This window comes from Xenorhabdus cabanillasii (assembly GCF_003386665.1).
Taxonomy (GTDB): Bacteria; Pseudomonadota; Gammaproteobacteria; order Enterobacterales; family Enterobacteriaceae; genus Xenorhabdus; species Xenorhabdus cabanillasii.
The window spans coordinates 124,979-148,750 of record NZ_QTUB01000001.1 but is presented as its reverse complement, the minus strand read 5'-3'; the positions used below and the strand labels follow the sequence as shown (position 1 = coordinate 148,750).

Here is a 23,772-nt window from a genome sequence, read left to right as displayed (position 1 = left end):
GTGAAAAACGCATGTTGTTATTTCCATATCCTGTAATGAAAAGATCCCCAGAATAAAAAATGTTCATAACAGGTTTGGGAAATTTATTGTAGTTGGGTCAATATCAAGGGCCAGCGTACTTCAAATTCTTTCGTTGGTCGATAGCGGAATTCAGAGCGAACAAAACGAGAGAGCATTCCTTCACAAAAAGCCAGTAATTGTGATGCTAGTATAGTTTCGTCATAACTGAACCCTTGTCCATCCCGTATTTTTTTCTCTTTTAAGATTTGGCGAAGCTGTACCTCAATACGCTCAAACAGTTGGTTGATACGGTTTTGCAATCTGTCCTGTTCAAACATCAGGGCATGGCCTGTCATGATACGGGTTAAACCTGGATTTTTTTCTGCAAAACCCAAAATGAGGATCAGAATTAACCGAATTCGAGGGATGGTCTCTTTTTCATCTTGCAAAATCAGGTTGATGCGAGAAATTAAAGAGTCTTCAATAAACTCAATCAGGCTATCAAACATCCGGGTTTTGCTTGGAAAATGACGATAAAGAGCAGCTTCAGAAACCCCAACGTTGGCGGCAAGCTTTGCAGTTGTAATACGCTGGCTGCCATCGCTGGATTCAAGCATATGTGCCAGTGCCTGCAAGATTTCTTCACGTCTGTTTTTCTTTTTTGTACGTTCTTTTTCTGCCATGTGTGGTAATACCCCTGCTAAGACAGCAAAACAAATCCAGCCATACCCTTTATCTTCCAAGTCTTGACTCAGAATTTATGGGCATACATTTTGCCCATGCTGATGATGGGCAAAAATATAAAAGTTGGTTGACGGTATCAGGCTTTATGGAAAATTATTGACGACCGGAATGACCAAAACCACCTGCTCCGCGTTTTGTGCTCTCGAAATCTTCAACCAAATTAAATTCAGCTTGTACAACGGGCACAAAAACCATTTGGGCAATACGTTCGCCCGGTTCAATGGTGAATGTCTTATCACCACGGTTCCAAACAGAAATCATCAGTTGCCCCTGATAATCAGAGTCGATGAGTCCTACCAGATTACCCAGCACCACACCATGTTTATGGCCCAGACCAGAGCGGGGAAGAATGACCGCAGCCAATTGTTCATCCGCGATATGGATAGCAATCCCTGTTGGCAGAAGTTCGGTCTGACCAGGTGCCAGTTCCACTGCGTTATCCAGACAAGCACGTAAATCTAAGCCCGCAGAACCAGGAGTAGCATAGGTCGGTAAAGGAAATTCTTGCCCGATGCGGGGGTCAAGGATTTTAACGTCGATTTTTTTCATCATAGCGTTTGAATATCTCGTCTAATAAGCGGTGGCTGAGTTGTAATTTACCACTGTGCGGTAAATTAATGCTGCCATCATGCCAGAACAGATGTAATGCATTAGTATCACTGTTGAAGCCATGTTCAGCCAGAGATACATCATTCGCGCAAATCAAGTCCAGATTCTTCTGCTTGAGTTTTCCGCGGGCGTATTCTTCCACATTCTGGGTTTCGGCTGCAAATCCAACGACAAAGGGACGATGTTTTTCCATTGCCGCAACATTCGCTACGATGTCAGGATTTTTGACTAATGTATAGGTGATTTCATCACCCTGTTTTTTGATTTTTTCAACTGATATCTGTTTGAATCGATAATCAGAGACGGCAGCACAGCTGATAAAAATATGTTGTGAAGCTGCGATTGCCTGCACTTGCTCGTGCATTTCTAATGCGCTGGTTACGTCAATACGTTTAACATTTTGAGGAGTAGTCAGATTGACAGGGCCTGCAATCAGTGTGACTTCAGCTCCACGTTCTGCGGCTGCCTGTGCGATGGAGAATCCCATTTTACCGGAGCTATGGTTGGTAATAAAACGGACAGGATCTAAGGCTTCACGAGTTGGCCCGGCGGTAATTGTTATTTGCAGGCCCATTAAATCTCGAACAGGGTTTAAATGTTGCGTTGCCAGTTCAACAATCGCCATGGGTTCAATCATTCTTCCCGGCCCTATATCGCCACAGGCCTGGCTTCCCTCATCCGGTCCCCAAATCAACACATTACGTTCTCTCAGTATATTGAGGTTATGTTGGGTAGCTTGTGCACGGTACATTTGCTGGTTCATTGCAGGAACGACCGCCAGGGGGGCTGCTGAAGCTAAACAGATAGTTGTGACTAAATCGTTTGCCATACCACTACTTAACCGAGCTAACAGATCTGCCGTCGCAGGAGCGAGAATAATCAAGTCAGCCCATTTTGCCAGCTCAATATGCCCCATCGCTGCTTCCGCTGCCGGATCTAAAAGATTATCAGAAACCGGATAACCTGATACAGCCTGTAATGTCAATGGGGTAATAAAAGCCTCTGCTGCCGGGGTCATCACGACGCGTACCTGGGCACCATGATCACGTAAACGCCGTACTAACTCTGCTGTTTTATAAGCGGCGATACCTCCACTGATGCCGAGCACGATATGCTTACCAGAAAGCCGTTTACCGGAAAGTTCTGCCATTCTGATTGTCCACCTGTAAGTTACAATTACTCAAGATTCTATCATAAGAAAATATGGTGTTGAGAATATGGCGTTGAGAGCTCTCGTTCCGTCACTGAGAAATACCAAGTTTGCGAAGCGCTACGCAAACCATACGCACAAGACTGGCGGTGATTTTTCCATCATGGGATATTAATGATGTGGATATCGGAACTATGGGGTGTCATCTTCTATGGCTGTTAGCCAGCCAGCAAAAGATATTTAAGGGAGGGAGTAGAATGGATATCACAATAGTGGAAAAAGACGATGAATTGCATTCAGATCTTGCTCCCCGAGAGAAATTGCTGGCGTATGGTGCGGTTGCTCTGACGGATGCGGAGTTGTTGGCCATATTTTTACGCACAGGAGCCAGAGGTGTGCCTGTTGTGAAAATGGCGGAACATCTGCTGCAATCATTTGGCTCATTGTACCATTTGCTTTCTGCCGATTATGCTGATTTTTGTGCACATAAAGGAATGGGAGTGTGCAAATATGTTCAGTTACAGGCAGTTTCTGAATTGGCAAAGCGTTTTTTCTCCGGCCAATTTATCCATGAAGATGTTATGAGTAGCCCTGCCGCGACTCAAAGTTATTTGCAGGATTTATTGTCCTGGCAGGATCGGGAAGTTTTTGTCGTGCTGTTTTTGACAAATCAGAATAAAGTGATTTGTCACGATGAAATGTTCAAGGGAACGATAAACAAAGTTGAAGTTCATCCGCGTGAAATTGTAAGACAGGCGGTTAAAGTTAATGCAGCATCTATTATTCTTGCCCATAATCACCCTTCCGGTAACCCAGAACCTAGTCTGGCAGATAAACTGGTGACAGAAAAAATCATTGATGCGTGTAATTTAGTCGGTGTTAAGGTTTTGGATCATATTGTCATAGGCAAACAATATTGCGTCTCTTTTATGGAAAGAGGTTGGATTTAATACGGTTTTTTCACGAACCAGTCAGATCTTAGTTGTTCGGGACTTGAGCATCAGCGAATGAGGGCGTATACTACGCCACCTTTGAGGATCTTGGGCTTGGCGAGAAGAGCCTATCTCAGTGAGTTTTTTGTTGAGAAAATGTGATTCTTTTCAGTAGCGTTCTTTATCAGTAAAGAAAATTTGCTGAGATGGGCTCCTAAGCCTGACGAGGCGGCCATACCCAATACAAAGCTCGAGCTGATTTGATTTTTGGAGAATAGACATGTCCCGAGTCTGCCAAGTTACTGGCAAGCGTCCTGTGAGTGGTAACAACCGCTCTCACGCATTAAATGCGACCAAGCGTCGTTTTCTGCCTAACCTGCACTCTCACCGTTTCTGGGTTGAGTCTGAGAAGCGTTTTGTAACTCTGCGTGTATCTGCTAAAGGTATGCGTGTGATTGACAAAAAGGGTATCGACACAGTTCTTGCTGAACTGCGTGCCCGCGGTGAGAAATACTAAGGAGCTGAAAAATGGCTAAAGGTATTCGCGATAAAATTAAACTGGTTTCTTCTGCTGGTACTGGTCACTTCTATACCACTACGAAGAACAAGCGTACTATGCCTGAAAAGCTGGAAATGAAAAAATTTGATCCAGTTGTTCGTCAGCATGTAATGTACAAAGAAGCTAAAATCAAATAATTTTAGTGGATTAAAAAACCCAGTGAAAGCTGGGTTTTTTTATGCCTGAAATACACCAATCTCTCCTTATCTTAAACCTGGTTATCAGTTACCCGTGAACGTAATATGACGTTCAGTTATACTAACGCTTTTTGATATATGAACCGTCAGGCGTGGCTCAGAAAATGACTAGAAAGACCTTGAACATCTTACATACGGAATCGTCGCGTGGTTGGGGAGGGCAAGAGATCCGTATTCTGACGGAATCTCAGGGGATGATGCGTCGTGGGCATCATGTTGTTATCGTTTGTTGCCCAACTTCGACACTTTATCGTGAAGCTCACCATTATGGTGTTCCTGTCGTTGCGTTGCCAATTGAAAAAAAGCGCCTTCCATGCTTTACAGCAATGCGCCGTTGGTTGAAGGCTGAAGGCCATCGGTTTGACATCATTAATACCCACAGTTCTACTGATTCTTGGCTGGTGGCTGCGGCATGTTCCACATTAAGAGGAATGCCACCAATAGTCCGAACCCGCCATGTTTCCACTAATGTTTCAACCTCCATAGCGACCCGTTGGCTCTATTTGAAATCCTGCCAGCATATTGTCACAACAGGGGAAAAGTTACGCCAATATCTACATACGAATAATGGCTATCCATTATCTCATATGACATCTGTACCGACAGGTATCGACTTGACACGTTTTCAGCCTGAAAACAAACAACAGTGCCGCCAGCGTATTGGAATTGCAGATAAACCGACGCTAGGTATTGTGGCAACAATGAGAACCTGGAAAGGACATCGTTATTTGTTGGATAGCTGGAAAATACTTCATCAACGCTATCCTGATTGGCAATTACTGTTTGTTGGGGATGGCCCACAACGAAAAAATCTTGAACCCAGGGTTAAACAAGAAGGGCTGGCGGATAGTGTCATTTTTCTTGGTAATCGTCAGGATGTTCCGGACTGTTTAAATGCGATGGATATTTTTGCACTGCCTTCGTTTGGAAATGAGGGGGTTCCACAAGGTATCATGCAGGCAATGGCGTGCGGATTACCAGTGGTTTCTACATCAGTGGGCGCTATCTCTGAAGCTGTGATTGACGGTGAGACAGGCTATATTATTGAACCTAAATGTGTTGAACAGCTAACTGAGAAATTAGATCTGTTAATGAGAAATGCAGATGTACGTTTGCAGATGGGAAATGCTTCACTTAACCGAGCCATACGTTTATTCGGTATGGATAATATGTTAGATAAAATGGAGTCTATTTTTGTTGTCAGTGACAGTTGTTAGTGACAGATCATATTATTTTGCCCCCATATTATCGCTTTATCTAATATGGGACTAATATACTATAAGTGAAATAAAACTTTTGCTTGGCTTCTGCATGGAACAATCTGTATCAAGATATCTTAAGTAACTTTGATGTATGTTCTCGTGAGCCAGTCTCTGAGTGGATAATTTTATAATTCATTATTATGCAACCTAAAAATATTTTGATTATCAATATTGCGCGTTTTGGCGATACTTTACTTGTAACACCAGTGATTCGGGCTTTAAAGTTAAACTGGCCAGAAGCCAATATTGATGTATTGGCGCATAAAAGAACAAAAGAGATCCTTGAGAATATTAGTGAAATCAATTCAATAAGCGCTTTTTCAAAAGGAAAAGCGAAATGGGCTGGTTGGTTTTCTCGTCGTAGTTATGATTTGGCATTAGTATATAGTCATGATAAACCTTTCCTACAATATGCCAGACGAAAAGCAAATAGGGTTGTTTGCTTTTCTGATACATCCCGCAAAACCCCAAATGAATTGTTTGTAGAAAAACCCCAAAAACTTATGCAGGCTCAGCAGGAAAGGGCGTTGTTAGCCAATGCGTTAGAGATTGAAATTCATGACTGGCGGTTGCAGTATTGTGTGAGCCAAAATGAAGCAGAATATGCGAGTTCTTTTCTCCGGCATCATGGGTTGGAAGATAAACTAAGGATTGGCTTTCAATTACAGAGTTTTCCTGCGAAAGCTTACCGTGATTGGCCAGTAGAATCTTTTTATGAATTAGCCCGGCGTATTTATGCTCACTATCCTGCTGCCCACATTTTACTGTTGGGTAGCCAGGATGGGGCAGTAGCTGCGGAAAGATTATCTGAAATGTTGGGAGTACAGAGATGTACATCTCTGGCGGGTAAAACGACGATGCGCCAAAATGCGGCGATTATGAGCCAACTTAATTTGTACGTCGGTGTTGATACCGGGACGACACATTTGGCAGGAGCATTGGGGATCCCAATGGTTGCCATGTACCATAGTTTTCATCCTGGTCGTTTTCTTGCTCCACAACAACATGAGAAATTGGCTGTGATTGAACATCCAATAGATTATCAACAGGCAACCCGTCAAGATAACATGTCAGATATATCAGTGGAACAAGTCTGGTATTCAGTGAAAAATATACTAGAAGCTCAATAAAAGGATAATGAAAACGATGAAAATAGGGTTTATTGATGTCACCGTTACCATGTCCTATGGTGGTATTCAAACGGCGGTCTGGGAGCTGGCTAAAGCTTTGACAGATGCAGGACATGAGATCCATATTTTCGGCGGAACAGGTGATATCAGACCTGAGTTGGGAGATCGGGATATTCGTGTTCATACTTTCCCATTTATCCCCAGAGAACGAGTAATCAATATTGGTCGCCGTTTTCAACGTATTGTTGAACGCTACTCATTTGCCCGTCATGCCCGTGAAACAGTTATTGCTGAAAATTTTGATTGGGTGATATTGACTAAGCCTTTTGATTTTTTCTGGCCCAGAACGATGCCAGCCAACTCCCATACTAAGTTTTGCTATATGAGTGGGGGGACCAGCTTTTTTAAAGGTGACAGAATATTAGGGAAAAAAATATCGGCATGGGTTGCTTGCAGCCATTTTAATGCCTGGCAGATCCAGCATCATTTCAAACAATTTCCAGGTGTTATCTATAATGGTGTAGATATTGATAAGTTCAAACCTGCCAATTCTGATGTCCGGAACAGGCTGAGGATTCATGAAAATACGTTTTTACTGACTTTTGCTGGTAGGCTAGTCGGATGGAAAGGCATGAAAATTGCTGTTGATGCGATGGCCTTGTTACGTGATAAGGATGTAAAACTGTTAATTATTGGCGCAGGTGAAGAACTAAAGCGGCTTGAAAAAAAAGCTGCGGAATTGAAGTTAGGCCAATCAATTATTTTTCATCCTCCTGTTGGTCATGATCAGTTACCTGAGTTTTATGCTGCCGGGGATGCCGGGATCTTCCCAAGCATTGGTGATGAGGCATTTGGTATTACCATTGCGGAAGCAATGGCATGTGAGCGACCTGTCATTGCCAGTTATATTGGTGGTATACCAGAAGTGGTAGGGAATGAGAATCAGTCCGGCATTCTGGTGACGCCCGGTAATGCAGCGGCTATTGCCGGAGCTGTTAATCATCTCTTGTCTTTACCAGACAGAGGAAAAGAAATGGGTAAACATGCTCGCCAGAGAATTGAAACTATGTATACCTGGAAGCATTCGGCAGGCCGTTTATTGGATACTATAAAAAAGTCATGAAGATTGCTTATATTGATCCTTATCCTGTACCTGACTTTCGTGTTGCTTCACTGCAAATTTTGCAGAACGTGGATGCTTTTGCCCGTCAGGGTCACCAAGTCTGTCTGATAACACCTGCGGGTCAAAATGGTGTTGAGGAAATCCTTGGTAGAAAGTTACCACCATCTGTTGAATTGATCGCTTTACGTGATATGCGCCGTAAATGGTATTTTCCCATCAATACACAAAAATTATTTTATTTTCAGGTTTCCCGTTGGTTGCAGGAACACCAGGTCGATGCCATTTTTACTCGTAATATTAAAATAGCAAATTATCTCTTGCATAAGCATCCTGATATTCCGCACTTTTTTGAAAGTCATGAAATTTTTTCTCAATCTTTTAAAGAGTCCCATGACTTGAATAAACGAGCTAATAAGCGCAAATATTCCAGGCTCAGAAAAATTGAACAACAGGTTTATCATCGTGCCCGGACTGTTTTTGTTCTGACTTCATTACTACGTGACGATATTTGTACTGAATATAGGGTTAAAACACCGATTATCGTTGCACCTGACGGTGTTGATTTATTAGCAGTTGAAGCAACAAAGATGGCATCTTCAGGCAAGCAATACCAGAAAGGAGAAACAACACAGGTATTGTATCTAGGCAGTTTGCATCGCTGGAAAGGCGTACCTACTGCTATGAAGTCTATGTGTCACCTTAATAATGTTGTATTGAACATTGCAGGTGGAAATAGTACGCAGATTGAACAACTCAAATCTGTAGCTCAACAAATTGGCGTAAGCGATCGGGTTAATTTTCTGGGGTTTGTCCATCCTAAAAACCGTTTCCAAGTTATTGCCGATAATGATATCTGCATCCTGCCATTGACAAAAACCAGTATTGGCAGCCGTTATACTTCCCCTCTTAAACTTTTTGAATATATGGCGATGGGAAAACCGGTTGTTATTTCTGATCTTCCTTCTATTCGTGATGCGGTTGATGAAAACGCAGTCAGCTTTGCAGACAGTGAAAATGCGACAAGTTTCGCACAACAGATTCAGTTACTGATTGATAATCCGGCTGAAATAATGGCTAAAGCAGAACACTCTCAGCGGTTAGTCGCGGAACATTTTAATTGGGATCAACGGGCAAAGTTGATTATGCAAGTGATAGAAAAAATATGTTTTGATAAATGAAAGCAAATAATGGGACACCAGCCTGTCTCATTTATTGGATATAGGCTGGTGTATCTGAAATTAGTAGTTTTTCTGTTCTATTCTGGTTTCTTTTTGGGCACTGTATAGAGCGATCATTAATCCCAATAAGATACCTATTTCATTAACATAAGCATTTTCAAACATTCCCCTGACGACGAAAATACCAATAAATGCGGTAAGAATAATGATACCTGCTTGTCGGATTATGCCACTATTTTGACGTATGATTTGGCTTCCGGTAAATATTGCTGAGAATGTCATTAATAGTGTGGTTATCAGGCCCAGGATGCCACCAGCAAACCAAAGCGATAAAAATACATTATGTGGTCCAATGGAAGTTCTGTATGTCCAGTCAGGATAATCGGCAACACGACTATTATAGACTTGGTGATATACCTTATTACCGAAACCATAACCTTTGACAGGGTTTTCCATAATCAACTGCCACGCAGAGCCTTGCACTCCATTACTATAACGGTGACTGCTATCAGTTTGGGTGAGTTTATAAAAAAGTAGTTTTGTGGCAGGATTCGATGCCGCCGACCAATGAGTGATCCCGGCCAATAATCCCAGACATATTGCAGCAGCAATGGTGATTTTCCACTCTCTATTAATTGCAATAATAAATACTGTAGCTGCTACGATGGCAACCCAGGCTCCACGAGAAAGTGTTCCAAGTAGTAAGAATAGGCTGATGGCTGAAGCGATAATCAACAATAACCAGCTCAGTAAAGAATGTTTTTTCCATAATGCCCAAGTACATAACAATACCGGGAAATAGAAAATAAATCCGTATGAAAACTCCCGGTGATTAAAATTACTAAATGGCATTTCACCGGTTGAATAGTAATCAATAATGTATTTCGCAATATCTGTCAGTGAAATAGCTAACATACCAATAATAAATGCAATCAGGATCATTTTTGCAATGTGCTGTTTACTTTCCTGATAAAGCACAATCGGAAGTGTGAAACTGAACAGCAGCAGGCCATTTAAAATAGGCTTGTTCATCTCTTTGAAACTCAATGCAGGATCAATGGAAATTCCAATAGAGTAGAACATTGCTAATATAAACAGCAAAATGGATAAGCAAAGCGAATTTCGTAGTGAGTTTACTACCTGGCGAAAATCCTTTACCAGATAACACAGTGCTGTTATGCAGATGAGGATCATGACAAGATTTTTATATCTTGTTATATCTGGCAGATAAACAAGAATAATATATAGTCCAATAATAGATAAGTTCCACAGGGACTTTTTATTTTCGATTATGTTTAGCCTATTTCTGATATCAAGAAGCATGATGGCTGGCCTACTCTTTCAATGATTTTGACTGGATTTGACTGTAAATAATACATGAAAACGGTATCGTAATCTGCTGAAATAGGATGCTGTAGATAGTTTATTCAAGGAGTCAATATGCCGGAATTACCAGAGGTCGAAACCAGTCGCAGGGGAATTGAGCCACATTTGGCTGGTAATGTGATTCAATATGTTGAAGTGAGAAATTCACGTTTGCGCTGGCCTGTTTCTGAACAGATCATGAAATTATCCGATCAGCCAGTGCTCAGTGTACAGCGTCGGGCAAAGTACTTGTTGCTCGAATTGGCTGATGGATGGATCATTGTTCATCTTGGGATGTCCGGTAGCTTACGTGTCTTACTGCATGAAACTCCTCCTGCAAAACACGATCATATCGACCTGGTGATGACAGACGGTAAAATTCTCCGCTACACAGATCCACGGCGTTTCGGAGCCTGGCTATGGAGCGATGCTCTTGAGAAATGTTCTGTACTGGCTCATTTGGGCCCTGAGCCCCTGTCTGATGTATTTGATGGCTCATACCTTTACACTCTTTCGCGTAATAAGAAAACGGCTATTAAACCTTGGTTGATGGATAACAAAGTGGTTGTTGGTGTTGGCAATATTTATGCCAATGAAGCTTTGTATGTTTCTCATATTTTGCCTGAACGCCCTGCGCATTCCCTGACACAGGAAGAGGCTTATCTATTAGCAGATACGATAAAGCAGATTTTACGTCGTTCTATTGAACAGGGGGGAACTACGCTGAAAGACTTTCTGCAATCCGATGGAAAACCAGGGTATTTCGCGCAGGAATTATTTGTTTATGGCAAGAAAGGCGAGCTTTGTCCAATGTGTGGAGAAAAAATAGAGAGTATAAAATTAGGGCAGCGCAGTACATTTTTTTGCCGGCAGTGCCAGAATTAACTTACCAACTTGTCTTTGTCTCTTTGGGGGCTTAATTGCCCCCCGAAGAGTATTATTTACCTAATTTCTTTAACATTGCCAGAGCAACAGGCTCTGGCAGGAATGATGAAACATTACCGTCATGGCGAGCAACATCTTTGATTAAGGATGATGAAACAAAGGACAGACTTTGAGAAGGCAACAGGAAGACGCTTTCCAGCTCAGACATAAAATGTCGATTCATATTGGCGAGTTGCCACTCATATTCAAAATCAGAAACTGAACGTACCCCACGAATTAAGATCGTCGCCTGTTGTTTTTTAGCAAAATTAGCCATCAACTCACTGAATCCTGCAACCTCAACATTATCCAAATGAGCAGTGACTTCTTTTGCTAATGCGACACGTTCTTCAAGGTTGAACATAGGGTTTTTTCTGTCACTACTGGCGATGGCAAGTAAAACATGATCAAACATATTTGCGGCACGGGTCACTATATCGAGATGACCATAGGTAATAGGATCAAAAGTACCGGGGTAAATTGCTTTTTTTTTCATTGTCTTTGACTCTCTGCTTGGGTCAGCTCCCAGAGTGCTGCATATTTATTGAATGTGTATTGAGCATTGACAATCGCTAACATTAACCCCTGTTTACCATCAAGGAAACCCGCTCTTAACAGCCACGTTTTGAAAAATGCTCCCAATGTATGGCTGATAATGGAAGAATAACGGGTTGTTTTACCCTGCCCGTAGCGATGTTTGGCCCAATCTTTCGCATAATTCAATTGCTTCTGCTGGAATTCCATCAGATTGCGGCAAGTTAAATGACGTAAATCACCTTTCAATGTCATGATACGCCCGCCTCGGGTATCCAGTGATTCATGAACCTGATTATCGTTATATTGATAACGTTCACGGCAATAGAGACGAATAACTTTATCAGGATACCAGCCACTGTGTTTCATAAACCGGCTCATGAATAGATTAAGACGCGCGCAGGCATAGACTTTATTATCGTCGGGATTTTCCAGAACTTGTTCGATTGAAGCCCTTAACTCAGGAGTGACTCGTTCATCTGTATCAATCATGAAAATGTAATCACCACTGGCATAAGACTGTGCGAGTTGCCGCTGAGGGCCAAAACCAGGCCATTGAGTATTAGTGTAAACTTTGGCTCCCATTTCTTTGGCTATTTGACAAGTTGCATCAGTACTACCAGAGTCCAGAACGATAATTTCATCTGCCCAGCCGACAGATAACAGGCAATCACCAATCAAGTCGGCGGCATTTTTGGCAATCATGACGACGGACAGACGTTTTCTCGTGCTCATCAATGGCTCCGTGGTGGAAGATAGGGCTCCAGTAATTTTAACAATCGTTGTAGTGCACCCTGATTCTCGTGTAAGACTTCCGCGGCATGACGACCGTAATAAAGACGGTAGTCTTCATCCGTCAGCAGGCTATTAACAGCGGTACTCAAAGATTGGCTATCTGTCACAGTAATAAGCCCATCAGCTTTATCCAGCTTGGCACAGATATCCTTAAAATTGAAAGTATGTGGCCCCATAATAACAGGGATTGCATGAGCCGCAGCTTCCAGTGGATTATGACCACCACGTTCGATTAAGCTGCCTCCGACAAAGGCTAAATCCGCAATACCGTACAGCAGCATCAGTTCACCCATAGTATCACCAATAACAACCTGAACATTGGCATCGGGTATGGTAGCAGAACTCCTTAATACCGAGCTTAATCCTATTTTTTGGGTTAATTCTTCCGCTTTAGCAAAACGTTCAGGATGGCGGGGAACCAAAATCAGCAGCAAATCGGGATGTTGTTTCAATAAATTTTTATGTGCATCCAGTATGATGGTTTCTTCACCATCATGGGTGCTGGTTGCAATCCATACGGGCCGATGAGCAGCCCATTGACGACGCAGAGTCACCGCTTTAGCGGCCAATTCAGGTGTAACAGAAATATCGAATTTGAGACTGCCTGTGACAGCCAGTTGGCTACGTTTCAGCCCTAATTCAATAAAACGTTCGCCATCTTCCTGATTTTGTGCAGCGATCAACGTTATTTTGTTTAAAATGGCTTTAATAAAACTGTTAATTTTCTGATAACCAGCGGCGGAACGGGCTGAAAGCCTTGCATTGGCAATAACCAGCGGTATACCACGTTGGTGTAATTGGGCTATCAAATTAGGCCATAACTCGGTTTCCATAATAATCATTAACTTGGGATTAACGTTATCAAGGAAACGACTCATAGAACCAGGCAAATCATACGGCAGGTAAACGTGGTTAACATCATCCCCTAGTGCGGAAAGTACCCTTTCGGAGCCAGTTGGTGTCATGGTTGTTACAGTAATTGGCAGAAAAGGATAGTGATGCCGTAAGATCCTGACGAGAGGAATAGCAGCTAATGTTTCTCCAACTGAAACCGAATGGAGTAATATTCCTCCGGGAGTAACTTTTTGGGCACAAAAACCATAGCGTTCACTCCAGCGTTTACGGTACGCCGGAGATTTACGGCTGCGCAGTAATAAGCGCAACCAGATAATAGGCTGGATAAGGTAGAGAAGTACCTGATATAAGCGAAGCAACATTCTATCAAATTCACTGAAATAGATTGCGGCTATAGTATCACATCGGCTTGAAGAAAGTGTGCAAAATGCGGATAGGTTGTTCGTATTCCCTTAAAAAGAACCTGTCTGACGGATTTAGTATCTATTAAGGATGATGCTTTGCATGGCAGGGCAATGGGGAAGTGATCTGGGCAGGAAATTACGGTAAATTACCGGACCCTGATGAAATTGATACTAAAACAGATAATCGCTATTTAAGTTTGATCGCGACAAATGTTGTGATTGAAATTGCTCGGAGATATTTATCATGAAACCTGTTCGTCTTGCCATTGTCCGGCAAAAATATCGCCCTGATGGTGGTGCTGAACGTTTCATTTCCAGAGCTTTAGAAGCATTGGGTAATGAAAATCTACAATTAAATGTTATTACCCGCTCCTGGCAGGGAAGTATAAATCCAAACTGGCATGTGCACTTGGCCAATCCGTTGAAATGGGGACGCATTAGCCGTGAGAAAGGGTTTGCCGAAGCATCCAGAGCTCTTTGGCAAAAGGAACAATTCGATATCGTCCAAAGCCATGAACGAATAGCGGGATGTGATATTTACCGGGCTGGCGATGGTGTACATCAGCGGTGGTTGCAACAAAGATCGAGAATTCTGCCAGCCTGGAAAAGTAAACTGCTTTTTGTCAGCCGATACCACCGTTATGTCATGGATGCAGAAAAAAGAATGTATTTGTCTCCAGAGTTGAAGAAAGTTATCTGTAACTCTGAGATGGTCAAACAGGAAGTTATGGAAGATTTTGATCTACCAGAAGAGAAAATTTCTGTGATTTATAATGCTATTGATCGATCACAGTTTTTTCCTGCCGGAGAAGAGGAACGAGTTATCTTGCGACAGCAATATGCCATCCCAGCACGGGCTAAATGTCTCGTATATGTTGGGTCGGGTTTTGAAAGAAAAGGGCTGAAAGCTGCAATTGAAGCAATTAGCAAGACAGAAGCCTATCTATTGGTGATCGGGCAGGACAAGGAAGAAAATAAATATAAACAACTAGCTCATTCTCTTGGCTGCTATACTCGCATTAGGTTTTTAGGCGTACAAAAAAAGACACTGCCATTTTATCAAATGGCTGATGGTCTATTACTACCGACGTTATATGATCCTTTCCCGAATGTCATACTGGAAGCAATGGCATGTGGCTTACCGGTTATAACCAGTAAAACCTGTGGCGGAGCTGAGTTCATTGACTCGGAAGTAAATGGCTTTGTATGTGATGCTTTAGATATAAAGGGATTATCTGAGAGGATTTCCTTTATACCTTCAGATCATTTGACCAGTAAAATCGCTATGTCAGCAAAAGAAAAGATAACGGGTTATACTCCGGCTTATTTATCTCAGCAGCTTACTGAGCTGTATAGCAGGGTGCTTTCTTTATGAAAGGGCATATCCTGTTTATCATTGATGGATTGCCGGGTGGTGGTGCTGAAAATGTCGTAGTACGCCTGTGCCGTGGATTGCAACAGAAAGGTTTTGATATCACATTACTATCATTGTCTGATAAATGCGAATATTCGATTCCTGAACATGTTGACTTGGTTATTGATGCTGATAAATATGCAGGTCCTTTTAGAAGACAGACTGAAATTTTTCGTAGAGCGAAATCAATGGATAAGGTTTTGGAAAAAATCTTGCGGCAAAAAGGAATTCCTGCGCTGGTAATATCCAATTTACACAAAACCGATCGTATAGTTGCAAAATCTAAGGTATTAGAAAATTTGAATGTATGGTTTTGTATTCATGGTGTATTTTCTAAATCTTACCTCGAAAATAAAACAGGTCTGGCACGTTGGCTTAAGAAACATAAAATTCAGCGTGTTTATCAGGATCGTAATTTAATTTGTGTTTCTGATGCAGTTGGCTTGGATTTACAGAAAAATCTATCTGTTACTGCCAGAAGAATGGTCACTATTTACAACCCATTCAACATAACTGAAATTAAACTGAATTCATTGGAAAACAATCCATATTCAGGTCAAGATTATATTCTCCATCTTGGACGATTTCACGAGGTGAAACGCCATGATCGTTTGTTAGAAGCATTTGCCATGGCTGCTATTCCTTGCAACTTATTAATTGCAGGTCATGGCGATAAAAAAATGACTGATAAAATTAAACAGAAAATTGTGGAACTTGGTTTACAATCCAGAGTTAAACTAATTGGGTTTTTAACAAATCCTCTGCCCGTGATACGTGAAGCTAAAGCTGTTGTTTTGAGTTCAGATAGCGAAGGTTTAGGCAATGTATTAATTGAGGCTTTGATCTGCCAGACTCCAGTTGTCAGCACAAATTGCCCTGGTGGGATCAGTGAGATTATGGTGGGAGAATTAGAACAATATAAATCAGAACTTACTTCAGAATCATTAGCAGAAAAAAATGCGTTTGGTTTATCAGAATCCTCCTTTCATTACGGAAAATATGTATAAGAAATTTGATTTGGATGTTGTACTTGGTGAATATTTTTCCTTGATAAAGCAGTAAAATTTTTGATGTTATTATTTGAGATATTCCAATGACTGAAAAAAAATTTAAAAAATTACGTGAATTAAATAGAAGAAAAAATTATTTTTTCAAAAAAAATAAGATTTAATATGAGTAAAATTTTTATTGATAAATGGGATAAAAGAGAATTTTCTCTTACAGGTGTCAAAAAGGTTCTTTTTTTACGAGATGATAATAAAATTGGTGATATGATTGTATCCACACCGGTTTTAAAAGCATTGTCTCAGCAAGGATATGAATTACATGTATTATCAGGTCGAACTAATTATTGTGTGATAGAAAATAATCCACATATAGATAAGGTATATTTCTATCCTGATAAAAATACAGATATACTTAAGTTAGGATTGAAATTGAAACAGGAAAAGTATGATCTCATTATTGATATGGGTGATCAAATTCCTGTTATTTATCTTTTGTTTATAAGACTGATTAATTCTAATCATGTAATTGGGTTTAATAAAGATAAAATAAATATTTATAACAAAAACATAACCTACTTAGGTTATAATTTACATATTACAGAAAGATATAAATCTTTAATGAATCATATGGAGATTTATAATTATAATATGCAGTATGACATCTGTGTTCCTGATGGTATCAAGGATAAAGTGCGTGACTTTTACTCTCATTTGCCAGGAAAGGTAACTGTTGTTATTAATCCCTTTGCTGCTGATGAAAAGAGAGATCTTTCTAAAGAACAATTGATTGGAATAACATCTCATATTGGTTATTCATATCAGTCAGTCAATATTGTATTGATTGGTAGCCCCGAAAAAATAAGTATGATTTCGTATTTGGATAACTGTATTTTCAACCCATTTTGCAATTTTCTCGGTGCTGTAGAAATAATAAAACATGCTGATTTGATTATTTCACCAGATACCTCAATTGTGCATGTTGCGGCGGCGTATGAGAAAAATACAATCGCACTATATGGTAATGATAAACATGGCAATTTTATCAACAATGATGTGTGGGGGCCGGGAAATAAAAATGCTGTCCAATTAGTACAGGAAAATATCAATAGTAAAATCAGTGAAATACCGCTGGAGGTTATCTTAGAAAAGATAGATGTCTTTTTATCCTTGTATACTTTCACTGAGTAATAATGTTTCATGTTTCTGTAATAAGGTATCTTTTTCATGACCAAACCAGCATTCATCATCACAATTGATACTGAAGGTGATAACCTTTGGCAAAATAGCGATAAAATTTCTACCGAAAATACGCAATATCTGCCCAGGTTTCAAAGCCTATGTGAGCGTTTTGGATTCAAACCCGTCTGGCTAACAAACTATGAAATGGCGATGGATGATAGTTATATCGAATTTGCCAAGGATGTAATTGCCAGAAACACAGGTGAAATCGGTATGCATTTGCATGCCTGGAACAATCCACCTATTGTTCCTCTGACTGACGATGATATGCACTATAAGCCTTATCTGATTGAATATCCTAAAAATCAGATAAAAGCAAAAATTGATTTGATAACAAATCTTCTTGAAGAAAAACTTCAGACCAAAATGCTGAGTCACCGGGCTGGTCGCTGGGCATTTAACGAATATTATGCTCAATTATTGGCCGAATATGGTTATCAGGTAGATTGCTCTGTTACTCCGAAGGTTAACTGGCGTTTTACCAAGGGAGATCCGAATGGAAATGGCGGAACAGATTATAGCCGTTTTCCATCTCATGCTTATTTTATGGATTTGCAGGATATTGCTAAAGAAGGCGACTCTTCATTATTACAAGTACCAATGAGTATTCAGTATAAGCATTCTCCGATCATGAATTTTATTAAACAAAAATATGATCATGTGCGAGGGAAAAAGCGCTCTCCATCAGTTAATTGGTTGCGCCCAAAAGGGGGTAATCTGGAACAGATGAAAGCTGTCGTCCGGCAAACTTTGGCATCTGGTAATGACTATGTTGAATTCATGTTGCATTCATCAGAGTTTATGCCGGGAGGAAGTCCGACTTTTCAGACGGAAGAAAAAAATTGATTTGCTTTACCAAGATTTAGAAGGATTGTTTGGATTCTTGAAACCACTGGTCCATGGTATGACATTGTCGGAATTTTATAACTATAAAAGTAATGCATTTTTATAATTAACAGTCCAAACTATTATTGGAAATAAAAAACATTTTTTATAAAGTAGTAAAAAAATTAACTTAACATTAAAAAGCCATTTTACGGAATAGGATATGGGAAAAATCAAATCATTTTTTTGGGGATGGAAAAAATGTAATTTCGAACAATATAAAGAAGTTCACGCTCTTTTTGGCGGTTGTGTATTAACACATCCCAACATCGTCTCTTTTTTAACTAGGCATATTGAAGGCAACCCGCTCTCCTTCTATTTTAAAGAAAAAGGAACTGTCGTTAAGGGAGCTTGCTTCTTTGTTAAAAACCAAAAATTAGTAGAAAAAATCCAGGGTACATATCCACTCCCTTATGATGAAGTGATTTTCCCTGTCGCAGCCGATGCGAAGTTATTTTTACCTATAAAATCAAAAAGATTAACTCCTATTCATAAAAATAATTTTATAAATGCCAGCTATAATGCTCCTTTTAGTAAGCGTCAAATCTGCCTGATTAAAGAAAATTTCTCCTACAAAACCCGCCGGAACCGCAAAAATGAGATAAACAAATTCACGCGCGCAGGCGGAGAAATTCGTCCTTCAAGTGAATTCAGTGCTGAAAGTTTGGTCGATATCTACACCAATTTATATCAAAAGCGTTGGGATTATAATCATTCGCCAGAAGAACGTCAGCGTTTGCTTGAAATATACACAGAGCTTCGAGAGCATATATTTGGTTACGTGTTACTTATTAATGGTTCACCTTGTGCGTACGATTTTGTATTACGGGCCGATAGTCCTGAATGGATTTCATTTGATGCTATTAATGGAGGATATGATCCTGAGTATGCACATCTCAGTGTTGGTAGCATTTTGATGTGGGTTAATATCCAGGAAGCAAAAGCATTATGTCAGGCAACAGATAAGACTATGCGTTACTCATTGGGTAATCCTACTCTTGAATATAAAAGCCGTTGGTGTGAGACATTCCCACTAGGCAAGGTTCTTATTTAATATATTTTGCAAGAACAGCATGACTTCTGCCGGAGTAATACTCTGCATCGTATTATCCACTGATTTCAAGGTATGCTGTTCTTTTCCATACCCACCAATCAAACCAGGGTCTGTCGGGCCAAACAGAGTAATATTTGGACGATCCAGGGCGGCAGTGAGGTGACTTAACCCTGTATCAACAGATACCACAGCTTTTGTGCCAGCAAGAGCCTGTGCGACTTCTGCTAATGTTAATTTTGGTAACACGTCAACATGAGAAAAACCGTCTGCCAGCCGTAATGCTCTCTGGTATTCATGTTCTGCTCCCCAAGGTAGCTTGATGCGCATACCCATTGGTTGAATCTCTGCGATCAGTTGCCGCCAGTGGTTTTCTGGCCAATGTTTCTCATCACGAGTGGTGGCATGCAGGAATACCAGATAATCATTTCCACGTTCTGACTGCTGGTTCAGAAAGTGACGGGCGATAGAATAATCACCTGATTCTACCGGTTTTTGATAACCGAGACTCTCTGCAAACAATGCACGAATTCGTTCTACAGCATGTTGCTGTTTGCTCACAGAATGGCGTTGATCGTAGAAAAAGCTGGCCAGTGGCTCACGGATACTTTTTTTGTCATAGCCATGTTTTGGGCCATGGGCTAAACGTGTCACCAAAAAGGCACTTTTTAATAGCCCCTGAGCATCAATAATTGCATCATATTTTCGTTGCTGTAATTGTTCCCTGAAACGTGCGCGTTCTTCACGGATATCTTTCCTGAACCAATTTTTTCTCCAGCGACGAATGGCAACAGGAATAACATTTTCAACCACACTATGCCATGCGGGTATTTGGGCGAATCCCTCTTCAACGACCCAATCAAATTGAATCCCCGGGATGTATCGCATGGCATCTGTCAGTGCAGGCAGGGTATGTAACACATCGCCCATTGAAGACGTCTTTACCAGTAAAACACGCATTAACTCTGGTTCTCCGCCTGTAAAAGTTTTTCCAATGAGGCTAAAACCTGCTCTGGTTGAATATCAATAAGACTCTGATGATAACCACCCGCACTGTCACCTTTTCTGATCTTATGGTAACCCGTAATCAGACGGATCACTTCGGCTTTGTCTGACAGTGGTGGAGTGAAATCGGGGCTACTCGGCCCATATAATGCTACCAGAGGGCGGTTCAGGGCTGATGCGACATGCATCAAACCTGAGTCATTTGTAACAATGGCATCACACGCTGCGATAATATTGACCGCTTGTTCAAGAGAGGTTTGGCCTGCAAGATTAAGGCAGTTTTCCCGTGCCTCTCCACTCAGAAGTGCCCGGATATCTTCACCAGTTTCATTATCCTTAGCTGAACCAAATAACAGGATTTGATAACCTTTTTGAGTAATTAACTGTTCAGCCAGTTTTGCGTAATGATAATGTGGCCAGCGTTTAGCCGGGCCAAACTCTGCACCGGGGCAAAAACCGATAATAGGACGATGATCGGCGATGTTAAAAGCTGTTGTGGATTCTGCAATATCTTCATCACTGACAGCCAATTGAGGCCATAGCAATGGTTGGGGAAGATCTTCAGCACTGCGTACAGTTTTCCCATCATAAGCGAGAGCAACATAACGCTGAACCATGAGTGGAAAAGCACTTTTATTCAGGACGCGGATATCATTCAGCAAACCATAGCGCATTTCACCACGCCAGCCTGTACGCAGAGGGATATTGGCGAAGAAAGGCACCAAAGCAGATTTGAAGGAGTTAGGGAGTACATAAGCGCGATCATATTCACTTTCACGCAGTGCTATCCCAAGACGGCGACGTTCACTAAGCGCAAATGTCCCGTGTCCCAGCGGCATTGCCAGCGCCTGATTAACTTCCGGCATTTTTGCCAGTAATGGTCGGCACCATGCTGGTGCCATCACATCAATTTCTGCATCTGGGTACAAAGCTTTCAAGGTGCGGTAGAGGCTTTGAGACATCATCATGTCACCCACCCACGATGGGCCGATCACCAATATCTTCATAAAGGTCAATTAATTATCCTGATTGAGCCATTGCATATATTCGGTAACACCTTCAGCAACGGTTTTGAATGAGTTGTCATAACCTGCTGCGCGAAGTTTTGTCAGATCAGCCTGAGTAAAGCTCTGATAGCGACCTTTTAGCTTTTCTGGAAATTCAATGTATTCTACGGCAGGGGATTTTTCCTTATGGAATTCAATAACGGCGTCAGCAACGGCCTGGAAAGACTCAGCCCGGCCTGTACCGCAGTTAAAAATGCCGGAAACACTATTTTTCCAGAACCACAGGTTTACCGCTGCAACGTCACCAACATAAATAAAATCGCGTTGGAAATGTTCGCTGCCTGCAAATAATTTCGGGTTCTGGCCTTGGTTAATTTGGGTGTTCAAATGGTAGGCGACACTGGCCATACTGCCTTTATGTCCTTCACGTGGCCCGTATACATTGAAATAACGGAAGCCACAAATTTGAGAATCTGCGTGTGGCAAAATATCGCGAACATACTGATCAAAAAGAAATTTTGAATAGCCATAAACATTGAGAGGTTTCTCATACTGGCGTTCTTCAATAAAATTATCACTGCGGCCACCATAAGTTGCGGCAGAAGAGGCGTACAGGAATGGGATCTGACGATCAAGGCAGTAATGCAATACATCTTTAGAGTACTGATAGTTATTGTCCATCATATACTTTCCATCCCATTCAGTTGTGGATGAACAAGCACCTTCATGGAAAATAGCATCAATATCGCCCAAATCATCACCTGCAACGATACTGGCAATGAAATCTTCCTTGTCCATATAATCGCTGATATCCAAATCAACCAGATTTACGAACTTTGTACCGTCTTTCAGATTATCAACAACCAGAATATCCTTATAGCCTTCGTCATTCAGTGCCTTGACAATATTGCTGCCAATAAACCCTGCGCCGCCAGTGACAATAATCATTTGGCCCACCTCTAAATAGTCAGTTCACTTTATTTTAATGCGTATCATATCACTTAACCCCACTGACGACAGCAGGTGAAATAGGGGAATATCCTGAAATCCTGCTGCATCATAGTCTCAAAGCCGTGATCAGCTTTACAAAGTTGATATTATCTTTGTGACTGTGTCGTCACTGGCAGGATCTATAAGTAAGATACACCATGCCTTTCACTTACTTCAGGTACTCAGGAGAGAAAAATGACAGCGTTGTTTTATCAGAAAATTAGTGATCAGTTGGAACAAACCCGTGCGGAAGGGCTATTCAAAAGTGAACGTATCATTACTTCTGCGCAAAATGCCGATATTGCCGTTGCTGATGGCAACAACGTCATTAATTTCTGTGCTAATAACTACTTAGGGTTGGCTAATCACCCTGACCTGATCACTGCGGCAAAAGCAGGAATGGATAGCCACGGCTTTGGTATGGCATCCGTGCGTTTTATTTGTGGTACGCAAGACTCCCATAAAGAATTAGAAAACAAAATAGCTGAATTTTTAGGCCTGGAAGATGCCATTCTATACTCCTCATGTTTTGATGCTAATGGTGGTCTGTTTGAAACATTATTCGGTCCAGAAGACGCCATTATTTCAGATGCACTGAACCACGCTTCTATCATTGATGGTATTCGCCTATGTAAAGCGAAACGTTATCGCTATGCCAATAATGACATGCAGGAATTAAGAGCACAGTTGGAGAAGGCAAAAGCAGAAGGTGCTCAGAATATCCTGATCGCGACTGATGGTGTGTTCTCAATGGATGGTGTCATTGCGGATCTGAAATCTATCTGTGATCTGGCGGATGAGTTTGGTGCGCTGGTCATGGTTGATGATTCTCATGCGGTAGGGTTTGTTGGCAAGCACGGCCGTGGTACTCATGAATATTGTGATGTCATGGGGCGTGTTGACATCATCACTGGCACACTCGGTAAAGCATTAGGTGGAGCGTCCGGTGGTTATACTGCCGCACGTAAAGAAGTGGTGGAATGGCTGCGTCAGCGTTCACGTCCTTACCTGTTCTCTAATTCCCTCGCTCCGGCTATTGTTGCGGCATCCATCAAGGTGTTGGATATGTTGAAAGAGGGAGACGATCTGCGTGAACGTCTCTGGAGAAATGCCAACTTGTTCCGTGAAAAAATGACGGCTGCTGGTTTTACACTGGCGGGTGCAGATCACGCCATCATCCCGGTTATGTTGGGGGATGCAAAGCTGGCGCAGGAATTTGCCTCTGAGCTGCTGAAAGAAGGCATTTATGTAATTGGCTTCTTCTACCCTGTGGTTCCTAAAGGTCAGGCACGTATTCGTACCCAGATCTCTGCTGCTCATACCGAAGAACAAATTGAACGTGTTGTGGCTGCATTTACACGTATCGGTAAGCAGTTGAATGTTATTGTATAAGGTATCTATTACATAAGGTAT

22 protein-coding genes and 3 pseudogenes are annotated in these 23,772 nt (G+C 41.4%); 15 read left to right on the top strand and 10 right to left on the bottom strand.

Annotation, left to right across the window (positions count from 1 at the left end):
* Window positions 1-83: 83 nt before the first annotated feature.
* The 3 genes from slmA to coaBC all read right to left on the bottom strand — a co-directional run bounded on the left by slmA (window position 84) and on the right by coaBC (window position 2,503).
* Window positions 84-683, bottom strand: a complete 600-nt coding sequence (slmA, locus tag BDD26_RS00740; protein ID WP_115825300.1) for a nucleoid occlusion factor SlmA — start codon at window positions 681-683, stop codon at window positions 84-86.
* Between the two features lie 154 nt (window positions 684-837).
* On the bottom strand, window positions 838-1,296 hold the full coding sequence (gene dut, locus BDD26_RS00735) for a dUTP diphosphatase (RefSeq protein WP_038263464.1): 459 nt from the start codon (window positions 1,294-1,296) through the stop codon (window positions 838-840).
* Window positions 1,274-2,503 (bottom strand): bifunctional phosphopantothenoylcysteine decarboxylase/phosphopantothenate--cysteine ligase CoaBC, encoded by a 1,230-nt coding sequence (coaBC, locus tag BDD26_RS00730; RefSeq protein WP_115825299.1) that lies wholly within the window; start codon window positions 2,501-2,503, stop codon window positions 1,274-1,276. Before coaBC ends, dut begins: the two co-directional genes overlap by 23 nt.
* A gap of 257 nt (window positions 2,504-2,760) precedes the next feature.
* On the opposite strand from coaBC, the gene radC reads away from it, so the two are divergent.
* The 7 genes from radC (at window position 2,761) to BDD26_RS00690 (ending at window position 8,884) form a co-directional block, all read left to right on the top strand.
* Window positions 2,761-3,453 carry a RadC family protein gene (gene radC / locus BDD26_RS00725; RefSeq protein WP_115825298.1) on the top strand — a complete coding sequence of 231 codons (693 nt, stop codon included), beginning with the start codon at window positions 2,761-2,763 and terminating at the stop codon, window positions 3,451-3,453.
* Window positions 3,454-3,715: 262 nt separating this feature from the next.
* Complete coding sequence (rpmB, locus tag BDD26_RS00715; RefSeq protein ID WP_038239873.1) at window positions 3,716-3,952, top strand: 50S ribosomal protein L28; 237 nt, start codon at window positions 3,716-3,718, stop codon at window positions 3,950-3,952.
* A gap of 11 nt (window positions 3,953-3,963) precedes the next feature.
* Window positions 3,964-4,131 carry a 50S ribosomal protein L33 gene (gene rpmG, locus BDD26_RS00710; RefSeq protein ID WP_010847629.1) on the top strand — a complete coding sequence of 56 codons (168 nt, stop codon included), beginning with the start codon at window positions 3,964-3,966 and terminating at the stop codon, window positions 4,129-4,131.
* Between the two features lie 164 nt (window positions 4,132-4,295).
* Complete coding sequence (locus BDD26_RS00705) at window positions 4,296-5,408, top strand: glycosyltransferase family 4 protein (RefSeq protein WP_115825297.1); 1,113 nt, start codon at window positions 4,296-4,298, stop codon at window positions 5,406-5,408.
* A 185-nt stretch (window positions 5,409-5,593) separates the two neighbouring features.
* Complete coding sequence (locus BDD26_RS00700) at window positions 5,594-6,583, top strand: glycosyltransferase family 9 protein (RefSeq protein ID WP_038263476.1); 990 nt, start codon at window positions 5,594-5,596, stop codon at window positions 6,581-6,583.
* 16 nt (window positions 6,584-6,599) lie between these two features.
* The gene (locus BDD26_RS00695; protein WP_115825296.1) at window positions 6,600-7,706 is read left to right on the top strand and encodes a glycosyltransferase family 4 protein; all 1,107 of its coding nucleotides are present in this window, start codon (window positions 6,600-6,602) and stop codon (window positions 7,704-7,706) included.
* A complete protein-coding gene (locus BDD26_RS00690; protein WP_115825295.1) occupies window positions 7,703-8,884 on the top strand; it encodes a glycosyltransferase family 4 protein in 1,182 nt (393 codons plus the stop codon). Before BDD26_RS00695 ends, BDD26_RS00690 begins: the two co-directional genes overlap by 4 nt.
* 60 nt (window positions 8,885-8,944) lie before the next feature.
* Here the strand turns inward: BDD26_RS00690 and rfaL are convergent, their stop codons facing one another.
* Complete coding sequence (rfaL, locus tag BDD26_RS00685) at window positions 8,945-10,207, bottom strand: O-antigen ligase RfaL (RefSeq protein WP_115825294.1); 1,263 nt, start codon at window positions 10,205-10,207, stop codon at window positions 8,945-8,947.
* 117 nt (window positions 10,208-10,324) lie between these two features.
* Here rfaL and mutM point away from each other — a divergent pair, with 117 nt between their 5' ends.
* The gene (mutM, locus tag BDD26_RS00680; protein ID WP_115825293.1) at window positions 10,325-11,134 is read left to right on the top strand and encodes a bifunctional DNA-formamidopyrimidine glycosylase/DNA-(apurinic or apyrimidinic site) lyase; all 810 of its coding nucleotides are present in this window, start codon (window positions 10,325-10,327) and stop codon (window positions 11,132-11,134) included.
* Window positions 11,135-11,186: 52 nt separating this feature from the next.
* Here mutM and coaD read toward each other — a convergent pair whose 3' ends face one another.
* From coaD to waaA, 3 genes are read right to left on the bottom strand one after another with little or no spacing between them, the layout of a single operon-like run.
* Complete coding sequence (gene coaD / locus BDD26_RS00675) at window positions 11,187-11,669, bottom strand: pantetheine-phosphate adenylyltransferase (RefSeq protein ID WP_115825292.1); 483 nt, start codon at window positions 11,667-11,669, stop codon at window positions 11,187-11,189.
* Entirely contained in the window at window positions 11,666-12,442 is a 777-nt protein-coding gene (locus BDD26_RS00670) for a glycosyltransferase family 2 protein (protein WP_115825291.1), read from the bottom strand. The genes coaD and BDD26_RS00670 overlap by 4 nt, the downstream gene beginning before the upstream one ends.
* Window positions 12,442-13,719 carry a lipid IV(A) 3-deoxy-D-manno-octulosonic acid transferase gene (waaA, locus tag BDD26_RS00665; protein WP_038263495.1) on the bottom strand — a complete coding sequence of 426 codons (1,278 nt, stop codon included), beginning with the start codon at window positions 13,717-13,719 and terminating at the stop codon, window positions 12,442-12,444. The genes BDD26_RS00670 and waaA overlap by 1 nt, the downstream gene beginning before the upstream one ends.
* A gap of 143 nt (window positions 13,720-13,862) precedes the next feature.
* Here waaA and BDD26_RS19865 point away from each other — a divergent pair.
* The 6 genes and pseudogenes from BDD26_RS19865 to BDD26_RS00635 form a co-directional block, all read left to right on the top strand.
* Window positions 13,863-14,009: pseudogene (locus BDD26_RS19865) on the top strand (putative lipopolysaccharide heptosyltransferase III); the annotation flags it as partial.
* Window positions 14,006-15,136, top strand: a complete 1,131-nt coding sequence (locus BDD26_RS00655) for a glycosyltransferase family 4 protein (RefSeq protein WP_115825290.1) — start codon at window positions 14,006-14,008, stop codon at window positions 15,134-15,136. The pseudogene BDD26_RS19865 and the gene BDD26_RS00655, both read left to right, overlap by 4 nt.
* Window positions 15,133-16,237 (top strand): annotated as a pseudogene (locus BDD26_RS00650) (glycosyltransferase). Before BDD26_RS00655 ends, BDD26_RS00650 begins: the two are co-directional and overlap by 4 nt.
* Before the next feature lie 110 nt (window positions 16,238-16,347).
* A complete protein-coding gene (locus BDD26_RS00645) occupies window positions 16,348-17,370 on the top strand; it encodes a glycosyltransferase family 9 protein (protein WP_115825289.1) in 1,023 nt (340 codons plus the stop codon).
* Window positions 17,371-17,406: 36 nt separating this feature from the next.
* Window positions 17,407-18,373, top strand: a pseudogene (locus tag BDD26_RS00640) (polysaccharide deacetylase family protein).
* 96 nt (window positions 18,374-18,469) lie between these two features.
* Window positions 18,470-19,360, top strand: coding sequence for a GNAT family N-acetyltransferase (locus BDD26_RS00635; protein WP_115825288.1), 891 nt, complete (start codon window positions 18,470-18,472; stop codon window positions 19,358-19,360).
* Here the strand turns inward: BDD26_RS00635 and rfaC are convergent.
* The 3 genes from rfaC to rfaD are packed head-to-tail and all read right to left on the bottom strand — an operon-like array spanning window position 19,340 to window position 22,317.
* Complete coding sequence (rfaC, locus tag BDD26_RS00630; protein ID WP_115825287.1) at window positions 19,340-20,317, bottom strand: lipopolysaccharide heptosyltransferase RfaC; 978 nt, start codon at window positions 20,315-20,317, stop codon at window positions 19,340-19,342. The two genes, BDD26_RS00635 and rfaC, sit on opposite strands and share 21 nt — an antisense overlap.
* Complete coding sequence (gene rfaF / locus BDD26_RS00625; RefSeq protein ID WP_115827468.1) at window positions 20,317-21,369, bottom strand: ADP-heptose--LPS heptosyltransferase RfaF; 1,053 nt, start codon at window positions 21,367-21,369, stop codon at window positions 20,317-20,319. The genes rfaC and rfaF overlap by 1 nt, the downstream gene beginning before the upstream one ends.
* 9 nt (window positions 21,370-21,378) lie before the next feature.
* Entirely contained in the window at window positions 21,379-22,317 is a 939-nt protein-coding gene (gene rfaD, locus BDD26_RS00620) for an ADP-glyceromanno-heptose 6-epimerase (RefSeq protein ID WP_038263518.1), read from the bottom strand.
* Between the two features lie 237 nt (window positions 22,318-22,554).
* Here rfaD and kbl point away from each other — a divergent pair, with 237 nt between their 5' ends.
* A complete protein-coding gene (kbl, locus tag BDD26_RS00615; RefSeq protein ID WP_038263523.1) occupies window positions 22,555-23,751 on the top strand; it encodes a glycine C-acetyltransferase in 1,197 nt (398 codons plus the stop codon).
* Window positions 23,752-23,772: the final 21 nt, after the last annotated feature.

Bases quoted from the DNA above. Each gene is read 5' to 3' on its own strand.
- slmA (WP_115825300.1), bottom strand. From the start codon at position 683: ATGGCAGAAAAAGAACGTACAAAAAAGAAAAACAGACGTGAAGAAATC.
- dut (WP_038263464.1), bottom strand. From the start codon at position 1,296: ATGATGAAAAAAATCGACGTTAAAATCCTTGACCCCCGCATCGGGCAA.
- coaBC (WP_115825299.1), bottom strand. From the start codon at position 2,503: ATGGCAGAACTTTCCGGTAAACGGCTTTCTGGTAAGCATATCGTGCTC.
- radC (WP_115825298.1), top strand. From the start codon at position 2,761: ATGGATATCACAATAGTGGAAAAAGACGATGAATTGCATTCAGATCTT.
- rpmB (WP_038239873.1), top strand. From the start codon at position 3,716: ATGTCCCGAGTCTGCCAAGTTACTGGCAAGCGTCCTGTGAGTGGTAAC.
- rpmG (WP_010847629.1), top strand. From the start codon at position 3,964: ATGGCTAAAGGTATTCGCGATAAAATTAAACTGGTTTCTTCTGCTGGT.
- BDD26_RS00705 (WP_115825297.1), top strand. From the start codon at position 4,296: ATGACTAGAAAGACCTTGAACATCTTACATACGGAATCGTCGCGTGGT.
- BDD26_RS00700 (WP_038263476.1), top strand. From the start codon at position 5,594: ATGCAACCTAAAAATATTTTGATTATCAATATTGCGCGTTTTGGCGAT.
- BDD26_RS00695 (WP_115825296.1), top strand. From the start codon at position 6,600: ATGAAAATAGGGTTTATTGATGTCACCGTTACCATGTCCTATGGTGGT.
- BDD26_RS00690 (WP_115825295.1), top strand. From the start codon at position 7,703: ATGAAGATTGCTTATATTGATCCTTATCCTGTACCTGACTTTCGTGTT.
- rfaL (WP_115825294.1), bottom strand. From the start codon at position 10,207: ATGCTTCTTGATATCAGAAATAGGCTAAACATAATCGAAAATAAAAAG.
- mutM (WP_115825293.1), top strand. From the start codon at position 10,325: ATGCCGGAATTACCAGAGGTCGAAACCAGTCGCAGGGGAATTGAGCCA.
- coaD (WP_115825292.1), bottom strand. From the start codon at position 11,669: ATGAAAAAAAAAGCAATTTACCCCGGTACTTTTGATCCTATTACCTAT.
- BDD26_RS00670 (WP_115825291.1), bottom strand. From the start codon at position 12,442: ATGAGCACGAGAAAACGTCTGTCCGTCGTCATGATTGCCAAAAATGCC.
- waaA (WP_038263495.1), bottom strand. From the start codon at position 13,719: ATGTTGCTTCGCTTATATCAGGTACTTCTCTACCTTATCCAGCCTATT.
- BDD26_RS00655 (WP_115825290.1), top strand. From the start codon at position 14,006: ATGAAACCTGTTCGTCTTGCCATTGTCCGGCAAAAATATCGCCCTGAT.
- BDD26_RS00645 (WP_115825289.1), top strand. From the start codon at position 16,348: ATGAGTAAAATTTTTATTGATAAATGGGATAAAAGAGAATTTTCTCTT.
- BDD26_RS00635 (WP_115825288.1), top strand. From the start codon at position 18,470: ATGGGAAAAATCAAATCATTTTTTTGGGGATGGAAAAAATGTAATTTC.
- rfaC (WP_115825287.1), bottom strand. From the start codon at position 20,317: ATGCGTGTTTTACTGGTAAAGACGTCTTCAATGGGCGATGTGTTACAT.
- rfaF (WP_115827468.1), bottom strand. From the start codon at position 21,369: ATGAAGATATTGGTGATCGGCCCATCGTGGGTGGGTGACATGATGATG.
- rfaD (WP_038263518.1), bottom strand. From the start codon at position 22,317: ATGATTATTGTCACTGGCGGCGCAGGGTTTATTGGCAGCAATATTGTC.
- kbl (WP_038263523.1), top strand. From the start codon at position 22,555: ATGACAGCGTTGTTTTATCAGAAAATTAGTGATCAGTTGGAACAAACC.